We start from the raw sequence: 18,930 nt of genomic DNA, 5'->3' as shown, positions 1-18,930 counted from the left end.
GCCCATCACCGAGGAGGCCCAGTGATCGACAAGACGGTTGCGGATGCCGCGACCGCCGTCGCCGACATCCCCGACGGGTCCACGATCATGATCGGCGGGTTCGGCCGCGCCGGTCAGCCGGTCGAGCTCATCGACGCGCTCATCGCCCGCGGGGCATCCGATCTCACGATCGTGAACAACAACGCCGGCAATGGCGACACCGGCCTCGCGGCGTTGCTCGCCGCCGGCCGCGTGCGCAAGATCATCTGCTCGTTCCCCCGCCAGCACGACTCGTGGGTGTTCGACGGTCTCTACCGCGACGGCAAGATCGAGCTCGAGTTGGTGCCGCAGGGCAACCTCGCCGAGCGCATCCGGGCGGCAGGCGCCGGCATCGGCGCGTTCTTCAGCCCGACCGGCGTCGGGACGCAGCTTGCCGAGGGCAAGGAGGCACGCGAGATCGACGGTCGCCAGTACGTGCTCGAGTACCCGATCAAGGCCGACTACGCCCTCGTGTCGGGCCTGGCGGCAGACCGCTGGGGCAACGTCATCTACCGTGAGACCGCCCGCAACTTCGGCCCGATCATGGCGACCGCGGCCACGACGTCGATCGTGCAGGTCGACGAGATCGTCCCGCTCGGCACTCTCGATCCCGAGACGGTCGTGACGCCGGGCATCTTCGTGCAGCGCGTCGTCGAGGTGGGCGAGCGCGCGTGGCTCCGAGGCGGAGAGTTCGTCGGCGGCGTCGACCTCGAGGGACGACCGACGGATGCCGCGCCGGCCGTGGCGGAGGTGGACCAGTGACCACGACCATCAGCCGCGACGAGCTCGCGAAGCGCATCGCCGCCGACATCCCCGAGGGCTCGTACGTGAACCTCGGCATCGGGGCGCCGACTCTCGTCGCCAACTACCTGCCCGACGACCAGGAGATCATCCTCCACACCGAGAACGGGCTGCTCGGGATGGGGCCGGCCCCGGCATCCGATGCCGTCGATCCCGACCTCATCAACGCGGGCAAGCAGGCCGTCACGGCCCTGCCCGGCGCCGCGTACTTCCACCACGCCGACTCGTTCGCGATGATGCGCGGCGGGCATCTCGACGTGTGCGTGCTGGGCGCGTTCCAGGTGTCGCAGACGGGTGACCTCGCGAACTGGTCGACCGGCGCGCCCGGCGCGATCCCGGCGGTGGGCGGCGCGATGGACCTCGCGATCGGAGCGAAGTCCGTCTACGTCATGACCGACCTGCTCACGAAGAAGGGCGAGTCCAAGCTCGTCGCCGAGTGCACGTACCCTCTCACGGGCGTCGGCTGCGTCACGCGCGTCTACACCGACCACGCCGTGTTCGACGTCACCGACGAGGGCTTCGTCGTGCGCGAAGCATTCGGAGACAACACCGTCGAGAGCCTGTCCGAGCTCACCGGACTGGCTTTGAAAGGAGCCTGACCATGGCCACCTACATCTATGACGCCGTCCGCACGCCGTTCGGCCGCGCCGGCGGCGCGCTGTCGGGCACGCGTCCCGACGACCTCGCCGCGATCGTCATGAAGGCGACGGTCGAGCGCACGGGGCTCGACCCCGCAAGCATCGACGACGTCGTCTTCGGCGACGCGAACCAGGCGGGTGAGGACAACCGCAACGTCGCCCGCATGGGCGCGCTGCTCGCGGGCTTCCCGACGTCGGTGACCGGCGTCACCGTCAACCGCCTGTGCGCATCGTCGGTCGAGGCCGTCGTGCAGGGCTCGCGCGCGATCGACGCGGGCGACGTCGACATCGTGCTCGCCGGCGGAGTCGAGTCGATGAGCCGGGCGCCGTTCATCGTCGAGAAGTCGCCCCGGCCGTGGCCGTCGGTCGGCAATCAGACGATGTGGAACACCTCGATCGGCTGGCGCATGGTGAACCCGAGCCTGCCCAAGCACTGGACCATCTCGAACGGGCAGTCCGCCGAGAAGATCGCTCGCGAATGGGGCATCTCGCGCGAGGCGCAGGACGAGTTCGCGGTGCTGTCCCACCGCCGCGCGGCTGCGGCGTGGGCCGAGGGCGTCTACGACGGCGAGATCGTGCAGGTGCCGGGCGCCGAGCTCGCGCGCGACGAGGGCATCCGCAACGACACCTCCGTCGAGAAGCTCGCCGGCCTCAAGGCACTCTTCGCCGACGACGACCAGGGCTCGGTCACGGCGGGCAACTCGTCGCCCATCAACGACGGCGCGTCGGCGGTGCTCCTCGCGCGCGAAGGAGCGATCGACGGCGAGCCGCTCGCGCGCATCACGGCGCGCGCCGTCCACGGCGTCGACCCCGACGATTTCCCGATCGCGCCGATCGAGGCTGCGAACAAGGCTCTCGAGCGCGCCGGGCGCACGTGGGCCGACGTCGACTTCGTCGAGCTGAACGAGGCGTTCGCGTCGCAGTCGCTCGCGTGCCTCAAGGGCTGGCCCGACTTCGACCCCGACAGGATGAACATCCACGGCGGGGCGCTCGCGATCGGGCATCCGCTCGGCGCCTCCGGCGGCCGCATCATCGGCCACGCGGCGCATGAGCTGGCCCGCCGCGGCGGCGGCGTCGCGGTCGCGGCGATCTGCATCGGCGTCGGCCAGGGCATGGCCGTCGTGCTGGAGCGGTGATCCGAGGCGGGAAGGTCTAAGGACGATGAGCGACACGTCGGACGCATCCGGCGACTTCGTCCAATCGCTCGCGCGCGGACTCGCCGTCATCCGCGCCTTCGACGCGGAGCACCCCGAACTGTCGCTCAGCGACGTCGCCCGACGCACCGCCATCCCGCGTGCGGCGGCGCGGCGGTTCCTGCGCACGCTCGAGACGCTCGGATACGTCCGCGCCCACGGCAACGGCACCGCGCGCTCGTTCGCTCTCACCCCGCACGTGCTCGAGCTGGGGTTCAGCTACCTGTCCGCGCTGACGCTGCCCGAGCTCGTGCAGCCGCACCTCGAAGCACTCTCGCGGGCGGTCGACGAGAGCGTGTCGGCAGCCGTGCTCGACGGCACCGACATCGTGTACGTCGCGCGCGTGCCCACGCGGCGCATCATGAGCGTGCGCATCACGATCGGCACGCGGTTCCCCGCGTACGCGACGAGCATGGGGCGCGTGCTGCTCGCGGGGCTGTCGGACGACGAAGCGGATGCCGCGCTCGAAGCCTCCGCGCGCCGATCCCTCACCCCGCTCACGAAGACCGACACGGGCGCGCTGCGCGAGGAGCTCGCCCACGTGCGCGCCCAGGGCTGGGCGCTCGTCGATGGCGAGCTCGAGTCGGGGCTGCGGTCGGTCGCCGCGCCCGTGCACGGTCGGGACGGCTCGATCGCGGCGGCGGTCAACGTCTCGACGAGCGCGACGCGCGACACCGTCGAGCACGTGCTCGAGGCGTACCTCCCGAGGCTCCTCGAGACGACGGCGGCGATCGAGCGCGAGCTGCGGCTCGTCTAGGGCGTCAGCCCGGACCCGCCTCAGATCGGCTGGGCGAGCGCCCCGAGCGTGCGCCCCACGAGGGCGCCGTAGACCGACATATCCTCCGGCGGATGCTGCTCCCACTTCGACAGTTGCAGGGAGCTGTCGACGACCATCCGCGCTCTCTCGAACCGGCGGGCCATGAACGCGGAGAGTGCTGCGTCGACCGTCTCGGCTCGGGTCAGCTCGTCAGCGAGCACGATCCCGTCCTCCACCGCGATGCCCAGGCCGTAAGAGATGTGGGGTGTCGTCGCATGCGCGGCATCTCCGATCAGGAGCACGCGACCGCGGAACCACGGGTCGTCAACGAGCAGCGCGTTCAGCGCGCGCAGCTCGGCGCCGGGCTCGAGGGTCGCGGCGATCTCGGGAACCCAGCCGCCGTATCCGGCCATGGCGGCGCGCATCTCGTCGGTCAGGTCACCGCGGCGGTGCCCGGGCTCGGGCATGTCGACGACGACGTACGCGTACAGGTGCTCCTCGGAGATGGCGACGAGACCGACCTTGCTCCCGCGCCCGTGGTACATGAAGTACTCGCTGAGCTCGCGCGGCCGCGGCGCGCGCCCCCGCCAGATCGACTGTCCCGCGTACGCGGGTTCGCCGACGTCGGGGAAAACGAGGTGCCGCACGCGCGAGTTGATGCCGTCGGCGCCCACGACGAGGTCGAAGCGATCGCTGTCACCCGTGCTGAACCGGACGAGGGCGCCGTCGGCGTCGGAGGAGATCGCATCGACCGTCGTCTCGACCCTGATGCGCACGCCGGTGCGGCCGACGGCGCGGGCGAGGATGTCGGCGAGCACACGGCGCGAGATCCCGATCGACGGCGGGAGTCCGGGCACGAGCGACGGCGGGTTCGCCGTGTCGAAGACGTGACCGTTCATCGCGGCCCGATGGACCGGTCCGTGCGGCCAGCCGTGCGCGAGGGTCTCCTCCGCGAGTCCGAGCGAGTGGAGCGCTCGCAGCGGCGAGTTCTGCAGCAGCACGCCGATGCCGGCGGGGGCCAGCGTCGACTCGATCTCGGCGATCTCGACGTCGTGCCCCGCGCGCGTCAGCGCGAGCGCCGCCGTGAGCCCGGCGGGTCCGCCGCCGACGACGAGAATGCGCTGTGCCTGGGGCATCCGTCTCTCGTTATGCCCGTTCGCGGACCTCGGCGGGGCGAGACGCCCGGACACGAGGGCGGATGCCTGCTCGAAGAGCCCTCGCATCCAGGTGTGCTCGGGGTCGCGGTTGTGAACCGGATGCCACCACAGCGCGTTGACGACGGGCGTCGCGTCGAACGGGAGCTGGAGCACCCGGATGCCGCTGACGCTCGACGCGTAGTCGGCGAGCCCGGCCTGGAGGAGCCCGAGCCGGTTCGTCCCCGCGATGAAGTGCGGAAGCGCGAGGAAGCTCTCGACGACGGCCTCGACGCGCGGCTCGACGCCGAGCAGCTGAAGCTGGCGTGCCGCCGACGTGAACGCCGTGCGCGTCTGGAATGTGAAGACAGGGCAGCCGGCCGAGCACCTCCATCGTCAGCTCGTCGTCGATGTGCTCGTTCGACTCGGAGGCCACGACGATCCAATCGTCGCGCCAGAGGTCCATGTACGGCAGGTCGGTGAGGTGGCCGTGCGGGATCACCATGCCGTCGACGGAGCGGAGGCGGTTGACCGCGTCGTCGACGATCGACGGGTTGTGCAGCATGAAGCGCAGGCGCACCCCGGGCGCCTGCTCGGCCGCGAGGCGCGAGACCATCGTGCCGATCGTCGCGAAGCCGTAGTCCGAGCCGTAGATCGAGAACTCGCGCGTCGAGTCGTGCGGTGTCCAGATCGCCTGACTCTCGAAGACGCGGCGGGCCGCGTCCAGCGCGGTCGTCGTGTGCTCGGTCAGCCGCAGCGCGAGGGGCGTGAGCTCGTAGGTGTTGCCCCGACGCGCGAGGATCGGGTCGTTGAAGTGGGTCCGCAGCCGCGCCAGGGACGCGCTCAGCGCCGGCTGGCTCAGATGCAGCCGCTCCGCCGCGCGCGTGACGCTGCGCTCCGTCAGCAGCGCATCCAGCGCGACCAGCAGGTTGAGGTCGAGCCGGGACAGCAGCGGTTGGTCGGACACGTCGGTGTGCGTTCCTTCGGGGTCGGAATGGCCTCCCGCCGAGTGTATCAACGCAGTCTATGCAGCCGGTGTGACGCATCGCCCGCAGCGATACCGCAACGAAATCGAATGCCGCGGCATCCGTTCTCAAAATGTGCGCATCTGTCCCACTTATGACTGAAAGCGACAAATGCTGTTAGCGTCGACAGTGACGCCACGCATCGCCGCGAAGGCGCCGCCATGAGAAGGGAGCATCGATGCTTCTCGAGCGGGAGCTCATCCAGTCCACCGGTTTCCGCAATGTCACCGAGGGCGGGCAGGTGACGGGATTCCAGTTCCGCCTCCGCATGCCCTCCTACCGCGGGATGGCGGCATCGCTCATCGACGGCGTCTCCGTCCGCGTCGGCGACCTCGTGGAGGTCGGGCCCGACGTTCCGCTGTGGACGTTCGCCGGCAGGACGTACACATTGCAGGAGCTGTGGGATTCGGATGGCGTGCGATGGCCGCTCGAGGAGGCGGCGACCGTGACGGTGCCGTTCCCGGGCGGGCTGCCCGAGGGCACGCACGAGGTGGGGATCGGACTCCGGCTGCGGATGTCATACATTCCGGTGGAGCACCAGCCGTCGCAGTACGACGTGTCGCGGCACATCACGCTCACGTCGGCGGTGGACGGCGCACCCTTCAAGTACGGCGTCTCGCTGTACAGCTACATGGGCGACTTCGGCACGGTCATGGACCTCGAGACCGCGCTCGCCGCCGTCGCCGACGTCGGGGCGACCGGTGTCGAGATCCTCGGCGAGGGACACATCGAGCGCTATCCCGAGCCCACGACGGAGTGGATCGACCGCTGGTTCGCGGTACTCGAGAAGTACTCGCTCGAGCCGACGAACTACGGCTCGTGGATCGACACACGCCTGCACTCGAGCGGCGTCAACGCGCGCGACCTCACCGCAGCCGAGGGCGCCGCAATCCTGCAGCGCGACCTGCGCCTGGCGAAGCAGCTGGGGTTCAGATTCGTGCGGCCGAAGATCGGCGTCGTATCGAGCGACCTCATCCCGCACCCGACGTGGGACGAGGCCGTCGAGCGCTCCCTCGAGCTCGCGACCGACCTCGACGTCATCATCTGCCCCGAGATCCACGCGCCGACCCCCATCAAGCATCAGGTCGTCGACGACTACATCGCCTTCATCGAGCGCACCGGCACGAAGCACTTCGGCCTGCTGCTGGACACCGGCATCTTCCAGGACCGCCCGATCCCGCTGAAGCCCGGCGAGCTCCCCGGGCGCCGCCCCGCGTTCATGGACGGCATCGCGGTCGACCCCGCCGACATCGCCGACATCGCGAAGTACGTCGTCTTCATCCAGGCGAAGTTCCACGACATCGACGAGAAGCTCGAAGACCGGCAGATCCCGTGGGAGCCCGTCCTCCGGGCCCTCAAGGACGCCGGCTACACGGGCTACCTCTCGAGCGAGTACGAGGGCGAGCGCATCCCGTGGCGCTCGATCGAGCAGGTGCGCCGTCAGCACTCCCTCATGCGCTCGATCGCGTCGCGCCTGTGACGACGGCGCCCACCTCGACCGCCAGGAGCCGCACCATGCCCAACGGACTCATCGCCGAAGACAGCCTGCGCCCGCACCCGGACGGGTTCGCGCTCGCGCTGACGATCCCGTGGTACCGGAGCCTGTGGCTCTCGTCGGTCTCGACTCTGCGACTCACCGTCGACGACGTCGAGATCCCGGCCGAGGACCTCGCGTTCGAGCTCGACGGCCGACGGTGCGCGATCGCCGAGCTCGCTGAGCAGAGCGAGACGCTGTGGTTCCTGCAGCAGCATCCGCTTCTCATCGCCCGCCTCGAGCGCCCCGTCGAGCTCGGCGAGCAGCACGACGTCGAGATCTTCGGCGAGCTCCGCCTGCCCTACATGCAGATCGCTCCCGGCGAGGACGGCGGTCCGGGGCTGTACGTGCCGAACTTCGTGCGGCAGGCGCTCACGCTGACGGTGACGGATCGCGATGCCCCACCTCCCGCGACGGTGACGGATGTCGCGCCCCCGCCGCCCGCCGCGGACGACGACCCGTTCCAGCTCGGTCTGACGCTGTACTCGGCGAGCGCCGAGTTCCGCGCGGGGTGGTACGACTTCGACGGCCTGCTCGATCGCGTCGCGGAGCTCGGCATCGGGCCCGGAATCGAGATCGTCGCGTCGCAGGTGCTGCCGACCTACCCGGTGGTCTCGGACGAGTTCGTCGCGCAGTGGCGGGCGGCCTTCGACAGGCACGGCTTCGACGAGAGCTCGTTCGGCGCGAACCTCGACATGGGGCGGCGGCGCGACCGCGACATGACGCCGGACGAGGAGTTCGAGTTCAGCGAGCTCATGCTGCAGGGCGCCCGGAAGCTCGGCTTCCCGCTCGTGCGCATCCAGAGCGCCAAGCCTGAACTGCTGCGCCGGCTGCTGCCGGTCGCGGAGACCCTCGAGCTCGCGCTCGCGTACGAGATCCACGCGCCGATGGGGCCGAACTCGCCCGAGATCCTGAAGGTGCGCGACGTGTACGCCGAGCTCGACTCGCCGCTCCTCGGCTTCGTCGCGGACTTCTCGTCGACGATGCACGCGATGTCGCCGACGCTCCTGCGTGCGGTGCGCCGTGCGGGGCTGGACGACGAGGCGGTCGATCGCCTGCAGCGGATCTGGGCGACGGATGCTCCGATGCGCGAGCGTCAGCAGGAGTTCATCGCCTACCTGAACAGCCGTGACTTCGACCCCGCGCGCCTCGGCTCGTTCGCGCACCTCGCGTTCAACATGCACGGCCATGTCGACCCGCGGGAGTGGGCCGACATCATGCCGCAGATCCTCCACGTGCACGCGAAGTTCTACGACATCGACGAGACCGGACAGGAGCCCGCGATCGATTATCCCGAGCTCGTCCGGGTGTTCGTGGAAGGCGGATACCGCGGGTACTGGTCGAGCGAGTGGGAGGGTCACGCCTTCGCCGAGTTGGGCGAGGTCGATCCGCTGCTCCTCGTCCGCAAGCAGCACGATCTCATCCGCGCGTCGATGGGAGCCCTCGCCACGTGACCGACATCGACTTCCGCGCACTGCCGCTGCCCGAGGTGATCCACATCCTCCGCGAGCACGGCGAGCCCGAGGACCCCCGCCCCGACATCGACACCGCGTCGCTCCAGCGCCGGTTCCCGCGCCTCGCGGGGGTCGAGACGTCCGACGTGCGCATCGACGGCCCGCAGGGCCGGGCGGTGCCGGCTCGGCTGTACCGGGACGGGTCGGCAGCGGCATCCGGTCACGCCCTCGTGTGGGTGCACGGCGGCGCGTTCATCGGCGGCCACCTCGACATGCCGGAGTCGAACTGGGTCGCGCTCGAGCTCGCGGCGCGCGGCATTCCGGTACTCGCCGTCGACTACGTCAAGTGCCTCGGCGACGTGCACTTCCCCGAGCCGTCCGACGACGTGCTCGCCGCGTGGCGGCATGCCGTCGCGCAGGCGGAGGAGCTGTTCGGCATACCTGGCGCGTCGGTCCTGCTCGGGGGCGCGAGCGCGGGCGGCAACCTCACGGCGGGTGCGACGGCGCGGCTTCGCGACGCGGGCGAGCCCGTCCCGGGGGGCCTCGTGCTCGTGTATCCGGTCGTCCATCCGAACGGGCCGGATGCCTCCGCCGACCTCGACCCGGACTCGCCGCACACCGCGTTGACCCTCAACTTCGTCGGCTCGCGCGAGGCGGCGCTCGATCCGCACGCGTTCGCGGGGCTCGGCGCGGCGGACGGATTCCCGCCGACGCTCATCGTCGTGTGCGAGCGCGACGGCCTGCGGCCATCGGGCGAGGCGTTCGCACGGCAGCTCGACGAGGCGGGCGTGGACGTCTCGCTCCACCTCGAGGTCGGCGCGGACCACGGCCACATCAACGAGCCCGCCGACCCGACGGCGCTCCCGACCATCGAGGCGATCGCGACGTGGATCCCGCCTTCGGGCTGACTGTACGCGACGTAGTGCTTCGCGGTCGCGGCGATCGCGTGCGGCGAGCCAGGCTGGACCCCTGGTATCCGCGCACCATCGCCCGGCCCATGACCGAGGTGAGGTGCACGTCCTCGCCGAAGCCCTTCACGACCCGGCCCCAGCGCGGGTCGCGGGAGACGACGATCATGGGCGAGAACGTCCAGGTCACTCCGCCGGACCGCGGTCGGAAGACGATGTGAAGCTGGCCGAGCTTCTCGGCATCCGTCATCTCCGCGACCAGCCGGCGCACCCGCTCCGTCGTGCCCTCCAGGTCCTCCTCCCCTTCGTCACTCGCGCCCAACGCGATGCCGCCCGGAGCTGAAAGCCCCGGGCGGCACGCACCTCCGTGTGAGTCAGCGGATCAGCTGTCCCACGCGGCGTCCATCTCGTCGAGCACCTGGTCGACGGTCTTCTGACCCGTCAGCAGGCCCTGCACGCCGACGCCGAGGGCGTCGTAGACGGCGGGGTTGGGCCAGCTGGCGTTAGGAAGGCCGGCGTAGGCGCCCGTCTCGAGCAGGTCGCCGATCGGGTCGTACTGCGGCAGCAGGTTGTCGGCGGTGGCGCCGGAGATCGGAACGAATCCGGACAGGTCGGCGAACGCCTGTGCCTCTTCAGGCTGGGCGACCCAGTCGAGGAACTCCTGCGCCGAGGCCTTGACGTCATCGTCGGATGCCGCGTTGATCGCCCATGCGTAGTTGGCCGAGGCGAGCGTGTAGGGCTTGCCGCCGTCGGCGGGCGGGAAAGCCTGGACGTTCAGGTCGAGACCCGTGCCGGCGCTGATCGACGCGGCCGCCGAGCCGGGGACCGCAGCCGTCAGCGACAGCTGGCCGCCGATGTTCTGCGTGATCGTGTCGAACGTGCCCCCCTCGACGCCGTCCTGGAAGCAGCCGCCGTCCTTCATCTCGATGATGTCCTCGAGAACATCGCGCCAGCCGCTGTCGGCGAAGGTGACCTCTCCTGCCGCGCGCTGGTCGTTCCAGTCCGGGTCGTCCGCATAGACGCGGGTAGCCGAGACGAGCATCGAGAACAGCCCCGTGTTGAACGGCACGGCGCCGGCCAGCACCGTGAACGTCTTGCCGCCGCTCCGGGCCGACGTGCAATCCTCGAGAAGCTCCTCGAAGGCGGCGGGGTACTCGTCGATGCCGACCTCTTCGCCGCCGGCGCCGTTGTAGATGAGGCCCACGGGGACGAGCGCGGCCGGCTGGGCGTAGACCTTGCCGTCGACGGTGTACTCGTTCTCGGTGCCGGGCGGAATCATGCCCGCCGAGGTCTCGTCGAGCGGCTCGAGGAATCCGGCCTCGGCGAGGTTGACGACCGAGATCGGCTGACCCGTGCCGGGAGCCAGCACCATCATGTCGGCGGCGTTGCCGGCCTGCAGCTGAGTCGTGACCTGGGTGTTGTAAGCCTCGGAGGGGTAGGGGATGACCTCGATCTCGACGCCGGTCTGCTCGGTGTACTTGGCGGCGGTCTCCGCCCAGTAGTCGTCCTGATCGTTGGCTTGGGCGACCATGAGGCTGAAGCCGACGCTCGTGTCCTCCGGCTCTCCGGTGCTGCCGCCGTCGTCGTTGCTCGCGGAGCAGCCGGCAAGGAGGAGGACACCGGCGACAGGCGCCGCAAGGAGCGACCATCGGCGAGGTCGGGATGCTGTGTGCTGTGGCATATCGAACCTTTCGTGACATCGTTGTCGCCAGCTCGGGTGTCTGGCTCGGCCACCGGCCGCACCTTCAGCCTGACACACATTCGCATGATTTCGACATTAGTGTCGTTTATGTGATGCAATAGTTAGGCTGATCCGCGATTCGGCCTGATCAGGCGCGGTTCTCGAGCAGCACGGCGACCGGTCCCGCGAGGCCCGCGGGAAGCGGCGCGGCCGTGGGCTCGAACACTCGGGTCATGGGTGCGAACACGTCGCCCCACGGAGCGGCCGCCTCGCGGATGAGCCGGTTGCGCCACGGCGTCGCGACGTCGACCTCGAGCACGTTGCCCTCCGGGCGCACGGCGGACGACACGTCGACCCGGAACGGCGCGGTCCATGCGACCCCGCAGTCGACGTCGTTCAGCCGCACCCGCGCGATGTCGCGCACGTCACCGAGGTCGAGCCAGACGGCGGTTCCGGCCTCGGGCTTCGCGAGGTCGAACTCCCCCCGATACGCTGCAACGCCCGAGAATCCGCGCGCGTCGTCGTCGAGCTCCGTCCACAGCACCGGCCCGTGCGGCACCGCGATCGCGGGGCGGCCCGGGAGAATCAGGGTCCAGCGTGCCTCGACGGGCCGCGAGACGGCGGATGCCGCATCCGCACGCGCGCCTGGCGAAGCGGTCGCCGGTGCGAGGAACACCGACCCGAACGCGGGCAGATCGAGCTCGAACGTGCGCCGCCCGCGCACGGTGCCGGCCTCGGCGAGGTCGATGCGGCGGACCAGGACCGGATCCCACACCTCAAGCGCCCCGACCTCGGCCGGCACCGCGAAGCGAATGTGCACGTCGTGTCCTCCGGGGTTCGCGACGAACGTGACGCGCCGTCCGCCGACGAGCCGCGCGACCGTCCGCGCCGGCGGCCCTTCGACCTCGAGCCACGGGACGATCCCGAGCTCACGGAGCGCAGACGCGAGATCCGTCGTGGCGATCACGCGGCCGCGGGAGCGTGGATGCCCCCAGATCACATCCGACAGGCGCGCGAACTCGTCGTCGCCGTCGGCGAGCGAAGGGGATCGCTCCGGCCGCACGCCGACGACCGTCGCACCGCCGTCGAGAAGCGTCGCGATCCGCCGCAGCGTCCCCAGCGTCATCCGCCGACTCGAGCCGCCGAGGTACAGCAGGGCGTACCGGGCGCCGGCCGACCGAATCATGCCGTCCTCGACCGAAAGCGCCGCCATGCCGTCGGCGCCGACGTAGTCGAAATCGAACCAGGGAGGGACCGACACGTCGTACGCGTCGGCGAACAGTCCGGTGACCGGCGCTTCCTCGCCGACGAACACCGCGATGTCGACCGCGGGCTCCCCCGCGGAGAGCACCGCGGAGCACCGCGCGAGGTAGTCGATCCACGGCTTCGCCATGTCGGCCCACGTCTCGTTCACCGTGAACGCCTGCCCGAGGAACGGCGCCAGCGCGACGCCGGGCGGCGGTGCCGCGAGAGGCTGGTGCGGCGACGTGTGGATGCAGAAGCGAGTCACCCCGAGCGCGAGCTGCAGGTCCGCCACGTGCTTGAGGCTTCGCGGCGACGACGCCCACGGGCGGTCGAAGCTCGTGAACGCCTCGGCCCCCGTCCACCTCTTGCCGTGGACGTGGGAGACGGATGCCGCGCCCTTGAGGTCCGCGACATATGTCGGCATCGGGCCGCGGTCGGGGTCGAACGTCCACATCGCGCCCATCGGGATGTCGGCGTGCGATCGCATCGCGAGGTCGTCGCCGAGCTGCGGGCGACGGTCCTCGAGCGCCTCCGCGTAATAGGTCATGCCCCGCGCGTGCGCCTCGGCCGCGAGCGTTCCGTAATATTCGTCCGCGAGGAGCTCGGCGATCGTGCGGCGGTAGTCGTAGAGGAATCGATCGGATGCCTCGGCGCCGCCGACCACCAGCCCGGTGAGCACCGGCAGCCAGGGGGTGGGGTCGTAGCCGCGGCGCCGGCGGAAGTGCTCGAGGAGGTCGTCGGTCCAGTTCTGGGCGCCCGCCTCGATGCTGTCGCTCAGGAGCGCGTCGAACCGTCCGGGCGCGAAGCGATCCAGGTGCGTCCGGAGGTACGCCGAGACGCGCGCGCCGTCGAGCTTGTCGACCTCGAGGCCCGTGGAGTCTTCGGACGCCGGGCCGTTCATCTGGCCCGTGAGCGACGCGCCGAGGCGAACGACGCGCCAGCGACCCGGGGGCGCGTCCCACTGCAGCCGGCCGCTGACGACGAGTGCCGTGACGTCGTGAACGTCGGAGGGAGTGACGGCTGCCGCATCCGACCCCGCCGGGGTGTCGACGGCGTGGTAATCAGGCACGACCCCGAACCCGGCCTTGACCTCGGCATGGTGCACGCGTGCCGCCGTGCGCAGTGCGAACTCCGTTACGAGGAACGTGTCGCTCGGGCGGAGGACCGGCGGGAGCCGCACGCCGTCGGCGACCGGAGGCAGCGCGGCCGCGGCGCTTCCGCCGGTGAGGAGGAGGCGGAACCGCCGCGCCGTGACGGGCGGGAACGCGGCCGTCCGAGCCGGCACGGTCGACGGAGGAAGGGTCACGACATCGCGGTACGAGACGCCGTCGCCGCTCGCCTGGAGGACGGCGTCGGCGGGCGGCGCGGCGCCGAAGCCGCCCGGACCGGGCAGCCCGACCGTCACGGAGCGCACGGTGACGGGCTCGTCGAAGTCCTGCTCGATCCACGCCGACGACGTGCCGTCGGGGTCGCGCGGGAGGGCGAGGGTCGCGCCGAACGAGCCGTCGACGAGGATCGCCGGATCGTCGATCGGCGCGGATCCGGTCACGCGCACGGGCGCCAGCGGTTCGTGCTCGGAAGCTGCCGGGAGAGCGAGGACCCGCCAGTCCGCCGCCCACGGCTCGCGCGGCGGCGTGCCCCACCGCGGCGAGTCCTGGAACAGCCCCGCGACGGACGGCAGTGGCGGCAGCTCGACGTCGACGGGCGCACCGCCGTCGAGCACGAGCTCCGACCACACGACCTTCTTCATGGCATCCGCCGGCTCGACCCACGGGCCGCCCGACGCGCTCCAGCCCGACGACGTCGCGACGGCGAGCTCGATTCCGAGGTCGGCGGCGGTGACGGATGCCACGTCCAGCGCCTCCCGCCACGCATCCGATCCCGGCCGAACCGGCTCGGGCACGACGAGCGGGACGCCCATTCCCCCGTCGAAGAGCTGGGCGCCGCGAACGCCGACGGCGTGGAGCCACGTCAGATCGCGGACGATCCCGGCGCGATCGATGTTCCCGTCCATCCAGTGCCACCAGGCGCGCGGGCGCGCCTCATCAGGCGGGTCATCGAAGCTGCGCCAGAGCGCGCAGATCTCCTCGGATTCCGGCGACGGTGGCGACTCTGTCACGGCCTCCATCCTCGCGACAAGACGCGGGCGCGCGGGGGCTGCAGCACTTATATCGGATATCGCTAAAACTAATGTGTGCTTCCGACGCAAGTGTGTGAGAGTTGCTTCGAGCCCGCCGGAGGGCGGTGCGTGACGACGAGGTCAGAGAGCAGATGACAGTGACGATCGAGCGAGACACGACTCGCACCCTCACGGTGCCTCCGGGGGCTCGGCGCACACCGCGACCGCGTGGCCGAAAACCGCTCATCAGCTACGGGCACTGGTGGTGGGCGATGCCCGCCGTCCTTCTCGTTGTCGCCGTGCACTACGTCGCGACCCTCACGGGCGGCTTCTTCGCGTTCACGGACTGGACGGGCCTGGGCGACTGGGAGTTCATCGGCTTCGACAACTTCGTCCGCATCTTCAACGACCCGCTCCTGCTGGGGGCCGTCTGGAACACCCTGTTCCTCGCCTTCGGCTCGGTGATCCTCACGAACGTCCTCGGTCTGGGCTTCGCACTCGCGATCAACCGCACGCTCAAGTCGCGGTACATCCTCCGGACACTCCTGTTCATGCCGGTCGTGCTGAGCCCGCTCGCGGTGGCGTACGTCTGGAAGTACATCTTCCAGTTCAACGGGCCGCTCAACGGTCTCCTCGACGCGATCGGACTCGATTCCTTCCAGAAGGTGTGGCTCGCCGACCCGACGTGGTCGATCTGGGCGATCCTCCTGACGGTCGTCTGGCAGCAGACGGGCTTCGTCATGGTGATCTACCTCGCGGGCCTCGCGTCGGTGCCCGTCGAGCTCGAGGAGGCGGCCGCCCTCGACGGCGCCAACCTGTGGCAGCGGTTCTGGCATGTCGTCGCTCCTGGAATCCGCCCCTCGATCGCCATCGCCACGACGCTCGGGATCATCCAGGGCCTGCGCATCTTCGACCAGATCCTCGCCCTCACGGGGGGCGGCCCGGCGGGTGCCACGGAGACGCTCGCGACCCAGGTCTACAAGCAGGCGTTCTCGCTCGGCCAGTTCGGATTCGGCTCGGCGCTGGCGCTCGTGCTGACGCTCATCATCCTCGTCTTCGCCATCCTCCAGCAGCATGCGACGCGCGACCGCGACGCCGTCGGAAAGGCCTGATATGTTCCGGTACACGAAGCTCACGGCGGTCCGCGAGGTCCTCGTCTGGATCATCACGCTGCTCGGGCTGCTGCCGTTCTACTTCCTCCTCGCGACGGCCTTCAAGACCGACCAGGAAGCGCTCACGACGAGCGCGATGGCACCGCCCCAGTCGCTCGACTTCAACGCCTTCATCCAGGTGCTCACAACAGGCGGACGCAACAGCATTCCGATGGCGATCCTCAACAGCACCATCATCACCGTCGGCGCGATCGCAGGTCTCGTGCTCTTCGGGTCCGTCGCGGCGTACGTGATCACGCGGCGCACACGCGCATGGACGAACGTCACGTTCTACCTCGTGCTCATCGCGATCATCCTGCCGGCGCAGCTCGGCACCGTGCCCCTCTACATCGGCGCGCGCACCGTCGGACTCACGGGCAACGCGATCGGCATGATCCTGCTCTGGATCGGCATCCTGATGCCGCTGTCGGTGTTCCTGTACGCGAGCTTCTTCCGGGGGCTCACGACCGAGTACGAAGAGGCGGCCGTCATCGACGGGGCGTCGCCGACCCAGGCGTTCTTCCGTGTCGTGCTGCCGCTCATGGCGCCGGCGACGGGCACGGTGGCGATCCTCACGGGTCTCATCGTCTGGAACGACTTCTTCAACTCGCTGATCTTCCTCGGCGGATCGACGACCCAGACCCTCCCCGTCGCGATGTACACGTACGTCGGCGGTCTCGTGTCCGCGTGGAACAAGATCTTCGCCGTCGTGATCATCTCGATGATCCCGATCCTGCTCTTCTACATGTTCGCGCAGAAGAAGTTCATCCAAGGCTTCGCCGGAGGCCTGAAGGGCTGACGCGAGAACCGATTCGAGGACGGCCGGATCGTCGAGCACGGCGGAGTGACAGGCTTCCCGTGCATGCCGCCCACATCCACCCGAAAACCTGACCCTTGCGGGCCCACGGACTGGAAAGAAGGCACATGTACCAGCTCGCACCGAACATCGAACTGCTCTTCACCGAGGCAGGCGACTACCACGACCGGGTCCGCGCGGCGGCGGCGGCCGGCTTCGACGCCGTCGAGATGTGGGGGCCGACGGGCGTCGACGCCCCGGCCCAGCCGAAGGACATCCCCGCGCTCAAGGCCGCGCTCGAGGAGACCGGCACGCAGCTCACGGCGCAGCTGTCGGAGCCGCGCACGCAGTTCATGATCCCGCCGTGGGACCACTCCGAGTTCTACCGCAAGCTCGACGAAGGGGTGGCGATCGCGCACGAGCTGGGCTGTCCGCGCATCGTCGTCGGCAGCGGCACGGGCTTCGGCGGGTGGAAGCGCCAGGTCCAGCTCGACAAGCTCATCGAGATCTACCAGAAGGCGATCGCGCAGATCGACGGCTCGGGCATCACGCTCGTCCTCGAGCCGGTCAACATCCGGGTCGACCACCCCGGTTCGCTCCTCGACCGCACGTCGGAGGCGGCGTACGTCGCACGCGGCGTCGACTCGCCCTTCTTCGGCGTGCTCTACGACATCTACCACTCGGCCGTCGAGGGCGAGGACATGGCCGCCGAGCTCGCCGATGCGGGCGACCTCATCAAGTACGTCCAGCTCGCGGATGCCCCGGGTCGAGGCGAACCCGGGTCCGGCTCGCTCGACTGGGTCGAGCGGCTCGGGATCCTCCGCTCCAGCGGTTACGACGGCCCGATCGGGCTCGAGTACTACCCGACGCAGGAGTCCGGGGCATCCGTGGCCCTCATCCGCGAAGTGGCGGCGTCGGCATGAGCCGCTACCCGGCCGGGGTCGACGTCGCGATCGTCGGGAGCGGCCCGACGGGCGCGGCGTACGCGCGCATCCTGAGCGAGCGCGTGCCGGATGCCGTCGTCGCGATGTTCGAGGTGGGGCCGACGGTGTCGGATCCCGCGGGCTCCCACGTCAAGAACATCGTGGACCCCGACGTGCGCGCCGCGGCGCAGCGCCGGTCGGAGGGCCCAGGTGCGGGTCAGGCGAAGTTCGACAACCCCGGCGCGGTGAAGGCGGGCGAGCGTCGCGCGCGGCCCGGCACGTTTCTCCTCGCCGACGGGTATCAGGTGGAGGGCGAGGACGGCCTGCCCGTCGCGGCCTTCTCGAGCAACGTCGGCGGCATGGCGGCGCACTGGACGGGTGCGTGCCCGCGACCAGGCGGGAGCGAGCGCATCGACTTCCTCCCCGACCTCGACGAGCTGCTCGACGAGTCCGATCGGCTGCTCGGTGTGACGACGGACGCGTTCGACGCGGCTCCTTTCACGGAGCTCGTGCGCGAGCGGCTGGCGGCGGCCGTCGACGACGGGCGGCCCGAGAAGGCGCGCGTGCAGCGGATGCCCCTCGCCGTGCATCGGCGCGAGGACGGCCGCCTCGTGTGGTCGGGCTCGGACGTCGTGCTGGGCGACGTCACGCGCGCCAACCCGAACTTCTCGCTGTACGACGATTCGCTCGTCACGCGCGTGATCGTCGAGGACGGTCGCGCGGCCGGCGTCACCGTGCGCGATCTGTCGACGGGGGAGACGCAGGAAGTGCGCGCGCGCTTCGTGGTCGTCGCGGCGGACGCGCTGCGCACTCCGCAGGTGCTGTGGGCCTCCGGCATCCGCCCCGACGCCCTCGGGCGCACCCTCAACGACCAGTCGCAGGTCGTCTACGCGGCCCGGCTGCGCGGGATCGAGCCGCCCGCCGAGGACCAGGTCGCGGCAGCGGGCGCCCTCAGCGAGCAGAGCGGGGTCACGTGGGTCCCCTTCGCCGACGATCTGCCCTTCCACGGGCAGATCATGCAGCTGGACGCTTCGCCCGTCCCGCTCGCCGACGACGATCCGGTGATCCCGGGGTCGATCGTGGGGCTCGGCCTCTTCTGCGCCAAAGACCTCCAGTGGGACGACCGCGTCGAGTTCACGGAGGACCTCGATCCGTACGGAATGCCCGCGATGCGCGTGCGCTACCGGCTGACCGAGCGTGATCGCGCGGTGCTCGAGCGCGCACGCGAGGAGATCGTGCGCCTTGCGAACGCCATCGGCGAGCCGATCGGCGACCGCCCGTTCACGATGCCCCTCGGCGCGTCCCTGCACTACCAGGGCACGACGCGCATGGGCGAGGTCGACGACGGGCGCAGCGTGTGCGGGCCCGACAGCGAGGTGTGGGGCGTGCCTGGCCTGTTCGTCGCGGGGAACGGGGTCATCCCCACCGCGACCGCGTGCAATCCGACGCTGACCGCGGTCGCGCTCGCGGTGCGTGGCGCGCGGCGCGTCGCTGCCGAGCTGGACCGGCGCGGACCGTTGCTTTCGTCGAATTCTGACATTAGAGTGTAGAAAC

General features: G+C 70.3%; 16 protein-coding genes. 11 read left to right on the top strand and 5 right to left on the bottom strand.

Annotated elements, in window-relative coordinates; all coding sequences use genetic code 11:
- The first annotated feature begins 21 nt into the window (after window positions 1-21).
- From BJ991_RS01370 to BJ991_RS01355, 4 genes are read left to right on the top strand one after another with little or no spacing between them, the layout of a single operon-like run.
- Window positions 22-780: a 3-oxoacid CoA-transferase subunit A gene (locus BJ991_RS01370; RefSeq protein WP_179486802.1), complete on the top strand. Its 759-nt coding sequence runs from the start codon at window positions 22-24 to the stop codon at window positions 778-780.
- Window positions 777-1,418: a 3-oxoacid CoA-transferase subunit B gene (locus tag BJ991_RS01365; RefSeq protein WP_179486800.1), complete on the top strand. Its 642-nt coding sequence runs from the start codon at window positions 777-779 to the stop codon at window positions 1,416-1,418. Before BJ991_RS01370 ends, BJ991_RS01365 begins: the two co-directional genes overlap by 4 nt.
- Window positions 1,419-1,420: 2 nt before the next feature.
- On the top strand, window positions 1,421-2,593 hold the full coding sequence (locus BJ991_RS01360) for a thiolase family protein (protein WP_179486798.1): 1,173 nt from the start codon (window positions 1,421-1,423) through the stop codon (window positions 2,591-2,593).
- A gap of 25 nt (window positions 2,594-2,618) precedes the next feature.
- Window positions 2,619-3,407: an IclR family transcriptional regulator domain-containing protein gene (locus tag BJ991_RS01355; RefSeq protein ID WP_179486796.1), complete on the top strand. Its 789-nt coding sequence runs from the start codon at window positions 2,619-2,621 to the stop codon at window positions 3,405-3,407.
- Between the two features lie 20 nt (window positions 3,408-3,427).
- On the opposite strand, the gene BJ991_RS18160 is transcribed toward BJ991_RS01355, so the two are convergent.
- Window positions 3,428-4,543 carry an FAD-dependent monooxygenase gene (locus BJ991_RS18160; RefSeq protein WP_218853398.1) on the bottom strand — a complete coding sequence of 372 codons (1,116 nt, stop codon included), beginning with the start codon at window positions 4,541-4,543 and terminating at the stop codon, window positions 3,428-3,430.
- Between the two features lie 10 nt (window positions 4,544-4,553).
- Window positions 4,554-5,507 carry a LysR family transcriptional regulator gene (locus BJ991_RS01350; protein WP_343048588.1) on the bottom strand — a complete coding sequence of 318 codons (954 nt, stop codon included), beginning with the start codon at window positions 5,505-5,507 and terminating at the stop codon, window positions 4,554-4,556.
- Window positions 5,508-5,743: 236 nt separating this feature from the next.
- On the opposite strand from BJ991_RS01350, the gene BJ991_RS01345 reads away from it, so the two are divergent.
- The 3 genes from BJ991_RS01345 to BJ991_RS01335 are packed head-to-tail and all read left to right on the top strand — an operon-like array spanning window position 5,744 to window position 9,461.
- On the top strand, window positions 5,744-7,045 hold the full coding sequence (locus BJ991_RS01345; protein ID WP_179486794.1) for a C-glycoside deglycosidase beta subunit domain-containing protein: 1,302 nt from the start codon (window positions 5,744-5,746) through the stop codon (window positions 7,043-7,045).
- 35 nt (window positions 7,046-7,080) lie between these two features.
- Window positions 7,081-8,553 (top strand): C-glycoside deglycosidase beta subunit domain-containing protein, encoded by a 1,473-nt coding sequence (locus BJ991_RS01340; RefSeq protein ID WP_179486792.1) that lies wholly within the window; start codon window positions 7,081-7,083, stop codon window positions 8,551-8,553.
- A complete protein-coding gene (locus BJ991_RS01335; RefSeq protein WP_179486790.1) occupies window positions 8,550-9,461 on the top strand; it encodes an alpha/beta hydrolase fold domain-containing protein in 912 nt (303 codons plus the stop codon). Before BJ991_RS01340 ends, BJ991_RS01335 begins: the two co-directional genes overlap by 4 nt.
- Here the strand turns inward: BJ991_RS01335 and BJ991_RS01330 are convergent.
- From BJ991_RS01330 to BJ991_RS01320, 3 genes are all read right to left on the bottom strand, one after another.
- Window positions 9,388-9,630 carry a glycoside hydrolase family 3 N-terminal domain-containing protein gene (locus BJ991_RS01330; RefSeq protein ID WP_246301169.1) on the bottom strand — a complete coding sequence of 81 codons (243 nt, stop codon included), beginning with the start codon at window positions 9,628-9,630 and terminating at the stop codon, window positions 9,388-9,390. The two genes, BJ991_RS01335 and BJ991_RS01330, sit on opposite strands and share 74 nt — an antisense overlap.
- Window positions 9,631-9,843: 213 nt before the next feature.
- Window positions 9,844-11,142, bottom strand: coding sequence for an ABC transporter substrate-binding protein (locus BJ991_RS01325; protein ID WP_179486788.1), 1,299 nt, complete (start codon window positions 11,140-11,142; stop codon window positions 9,844-9,846).
- Between the two features lie 148 nt (window positions 11,143-11,290).
- A complete protein-coding gene (locus tag BJ991_RS01320) occupies window positions 11,291-14,506 on the bottom strand; it encodes a glycosyl hydrolase (RefSeq protein WP_343048586.1) in 3,216 nt (1,071 codons plus the stop codon).
- A gap of 152 nt (window positions 14,507-14,658) precedes the next feature.
- Here BJ991_RS01320 and BJ991_RS01315 point away from each other — a divergent pair, with 152 nt between their 5' ends.
- From BJ991_RS01315 to BJ991_RS01300, 4 genes are all read left to right on the top strand, one after another.
- Window positions 14,659-15,618 carry a carbohydrate ABC transporter permease gene (locus tag BJ991_RS01315; protein ID WP_179486784.1) on the top strand — a complete coding sequence of 320 codons (960 nt, stop codon included), beginning with the start codon at window positions 14,659-14,661 and terminating at the stop codon, window positions 15,616-15,618.
- A 1-nt stretch (window position 15,619) separates the two neighbouring features.
- Entirely contained in the window at window positions 15,620-16,456 is an 837-nt protein-coding gene (locus tag BJ991_RS01310; RefSeq protein ID WP_179486782.1) for a carbohydrate ABC transporter permease, read from the top strand.
- A gap of 125 nt (window positions 16,457-16,581) precedes the next feature.
- Window positions 16,582-17,376 (top strand): TIM barrel protein, encoded by a 795-nt coding sequence (locus tag BJ991_RS01305; protein ID WP_179486780.1) that lies wholly within the window; start codon window positions 16,582-16,584, stop codon window positions 17,374-17,376.
- Entirely contained in the window at window positions 17,373-18,926 is a 1,554-nt protein-coding gene (locus BJ991_RS01300; protein ID WP_179486778.1) for a GMC oxidoreductase, read from the top strand. Before BJ991_RS01305 ends, BJ991_RS01300 begins: the two co-directional genes overlap by 4 nt.
- Window positions 18,927-18,930 lie beyond the last annotated feature (4 nt).

Source organism: Microbacterium immunditiarum, assembly GCF_013409785.1.
GTDB lineage: Bacteria > Actinomycetota > Actinomycetes > Actinomycetales > Microbacteriaceae > Microbacterium > Microbacterium immunditiarum.
This window is presented reverse-complemented; position numbering and strand designations above follow the sequence as displayed.

Excerpts from the sequence above, each read along its gene's own strand:
- BJ991_RS01360 (WP_179486798.1), top strand. The coding sequence starts at position 1,421 with ATGGCCACCTACATCTATGACGCCGTCCGCACGCCGTTCGGCCGCGCC.
- BJ991_RS01355 (WP_179486796.1), top strand. The coding sequence starts at position 2,619 with ATGAGCGACACGTCGGACGCATCCGGCGACTTCGTCCAATCGCTCGCG.
- BJ991_RS18160 (WP_218853398.1), bottom strand. The coding sequence starts at position 4,543 with ATGCCCCAGGCACAGCGCATTCTCGTCGTCGGCGGCGGACCCGCCGGG.
- BJ991_RS01345 (WP_179486794.1), top strand. The coding sequence starts at position 5,744 with ATGCTTCTCGAGCGGGAGCTCATCCAGTCCACCGGTTTCCGCAATGTC.
- BJ991_RS01340 (WP_179486792.1), top strand. The coding sequence starts at position 7,081 with ATGCCCAACGGACTCATCGCCGAAGACAGCCTGCGCCCGCACCCGGAC.
- BJ991_RS01330 (WP_246301169.1), bottom strand. The coding sequence starts at position 9,630 with ATGATCGTCGTCTCCCGCGACCCGCGCTGGGGCCGGGTCGTGAAGGGC.
- BJ991_RS01325 (WP_179486788.1), bottom strand. The coding sequence starts at position 11,142 with ATGCCACAGCACACAGCATCCCGACCTCGCCGATGGTCGCTCCTTGCG.
- BJ991_RS01315 (WP_179486784.1), top strand. The coding sequence starts at position 14,659 with ATGACAGTGACGATCGAGCGAGACACGACTCGCACCCTCACGGTGCCT.
- BJ991_RS01310 (WP_179486782.1), top strand. The coding sequence starts at position 15,620 with ATGTTCCGGTACACGAAGCTCACGGCGGTCCGCGAGGTCCTCGTCTGG.
- BJ991_RS01305 (WP_179486780.1), top strand. The coding sequence starts at position 16,582 with ATGTACCAGCTCGCACCGAACATCGAACTGCTCTTCACCGAGGCAGGC.
- BJ991_RS01300 (WP_179486778.1), top strand. The coding sequence starts at position 17,373 with ATGAGCCGCTACCCGGCCGGGGTCGACGTCGCGATCGTCGGGAGCGGC.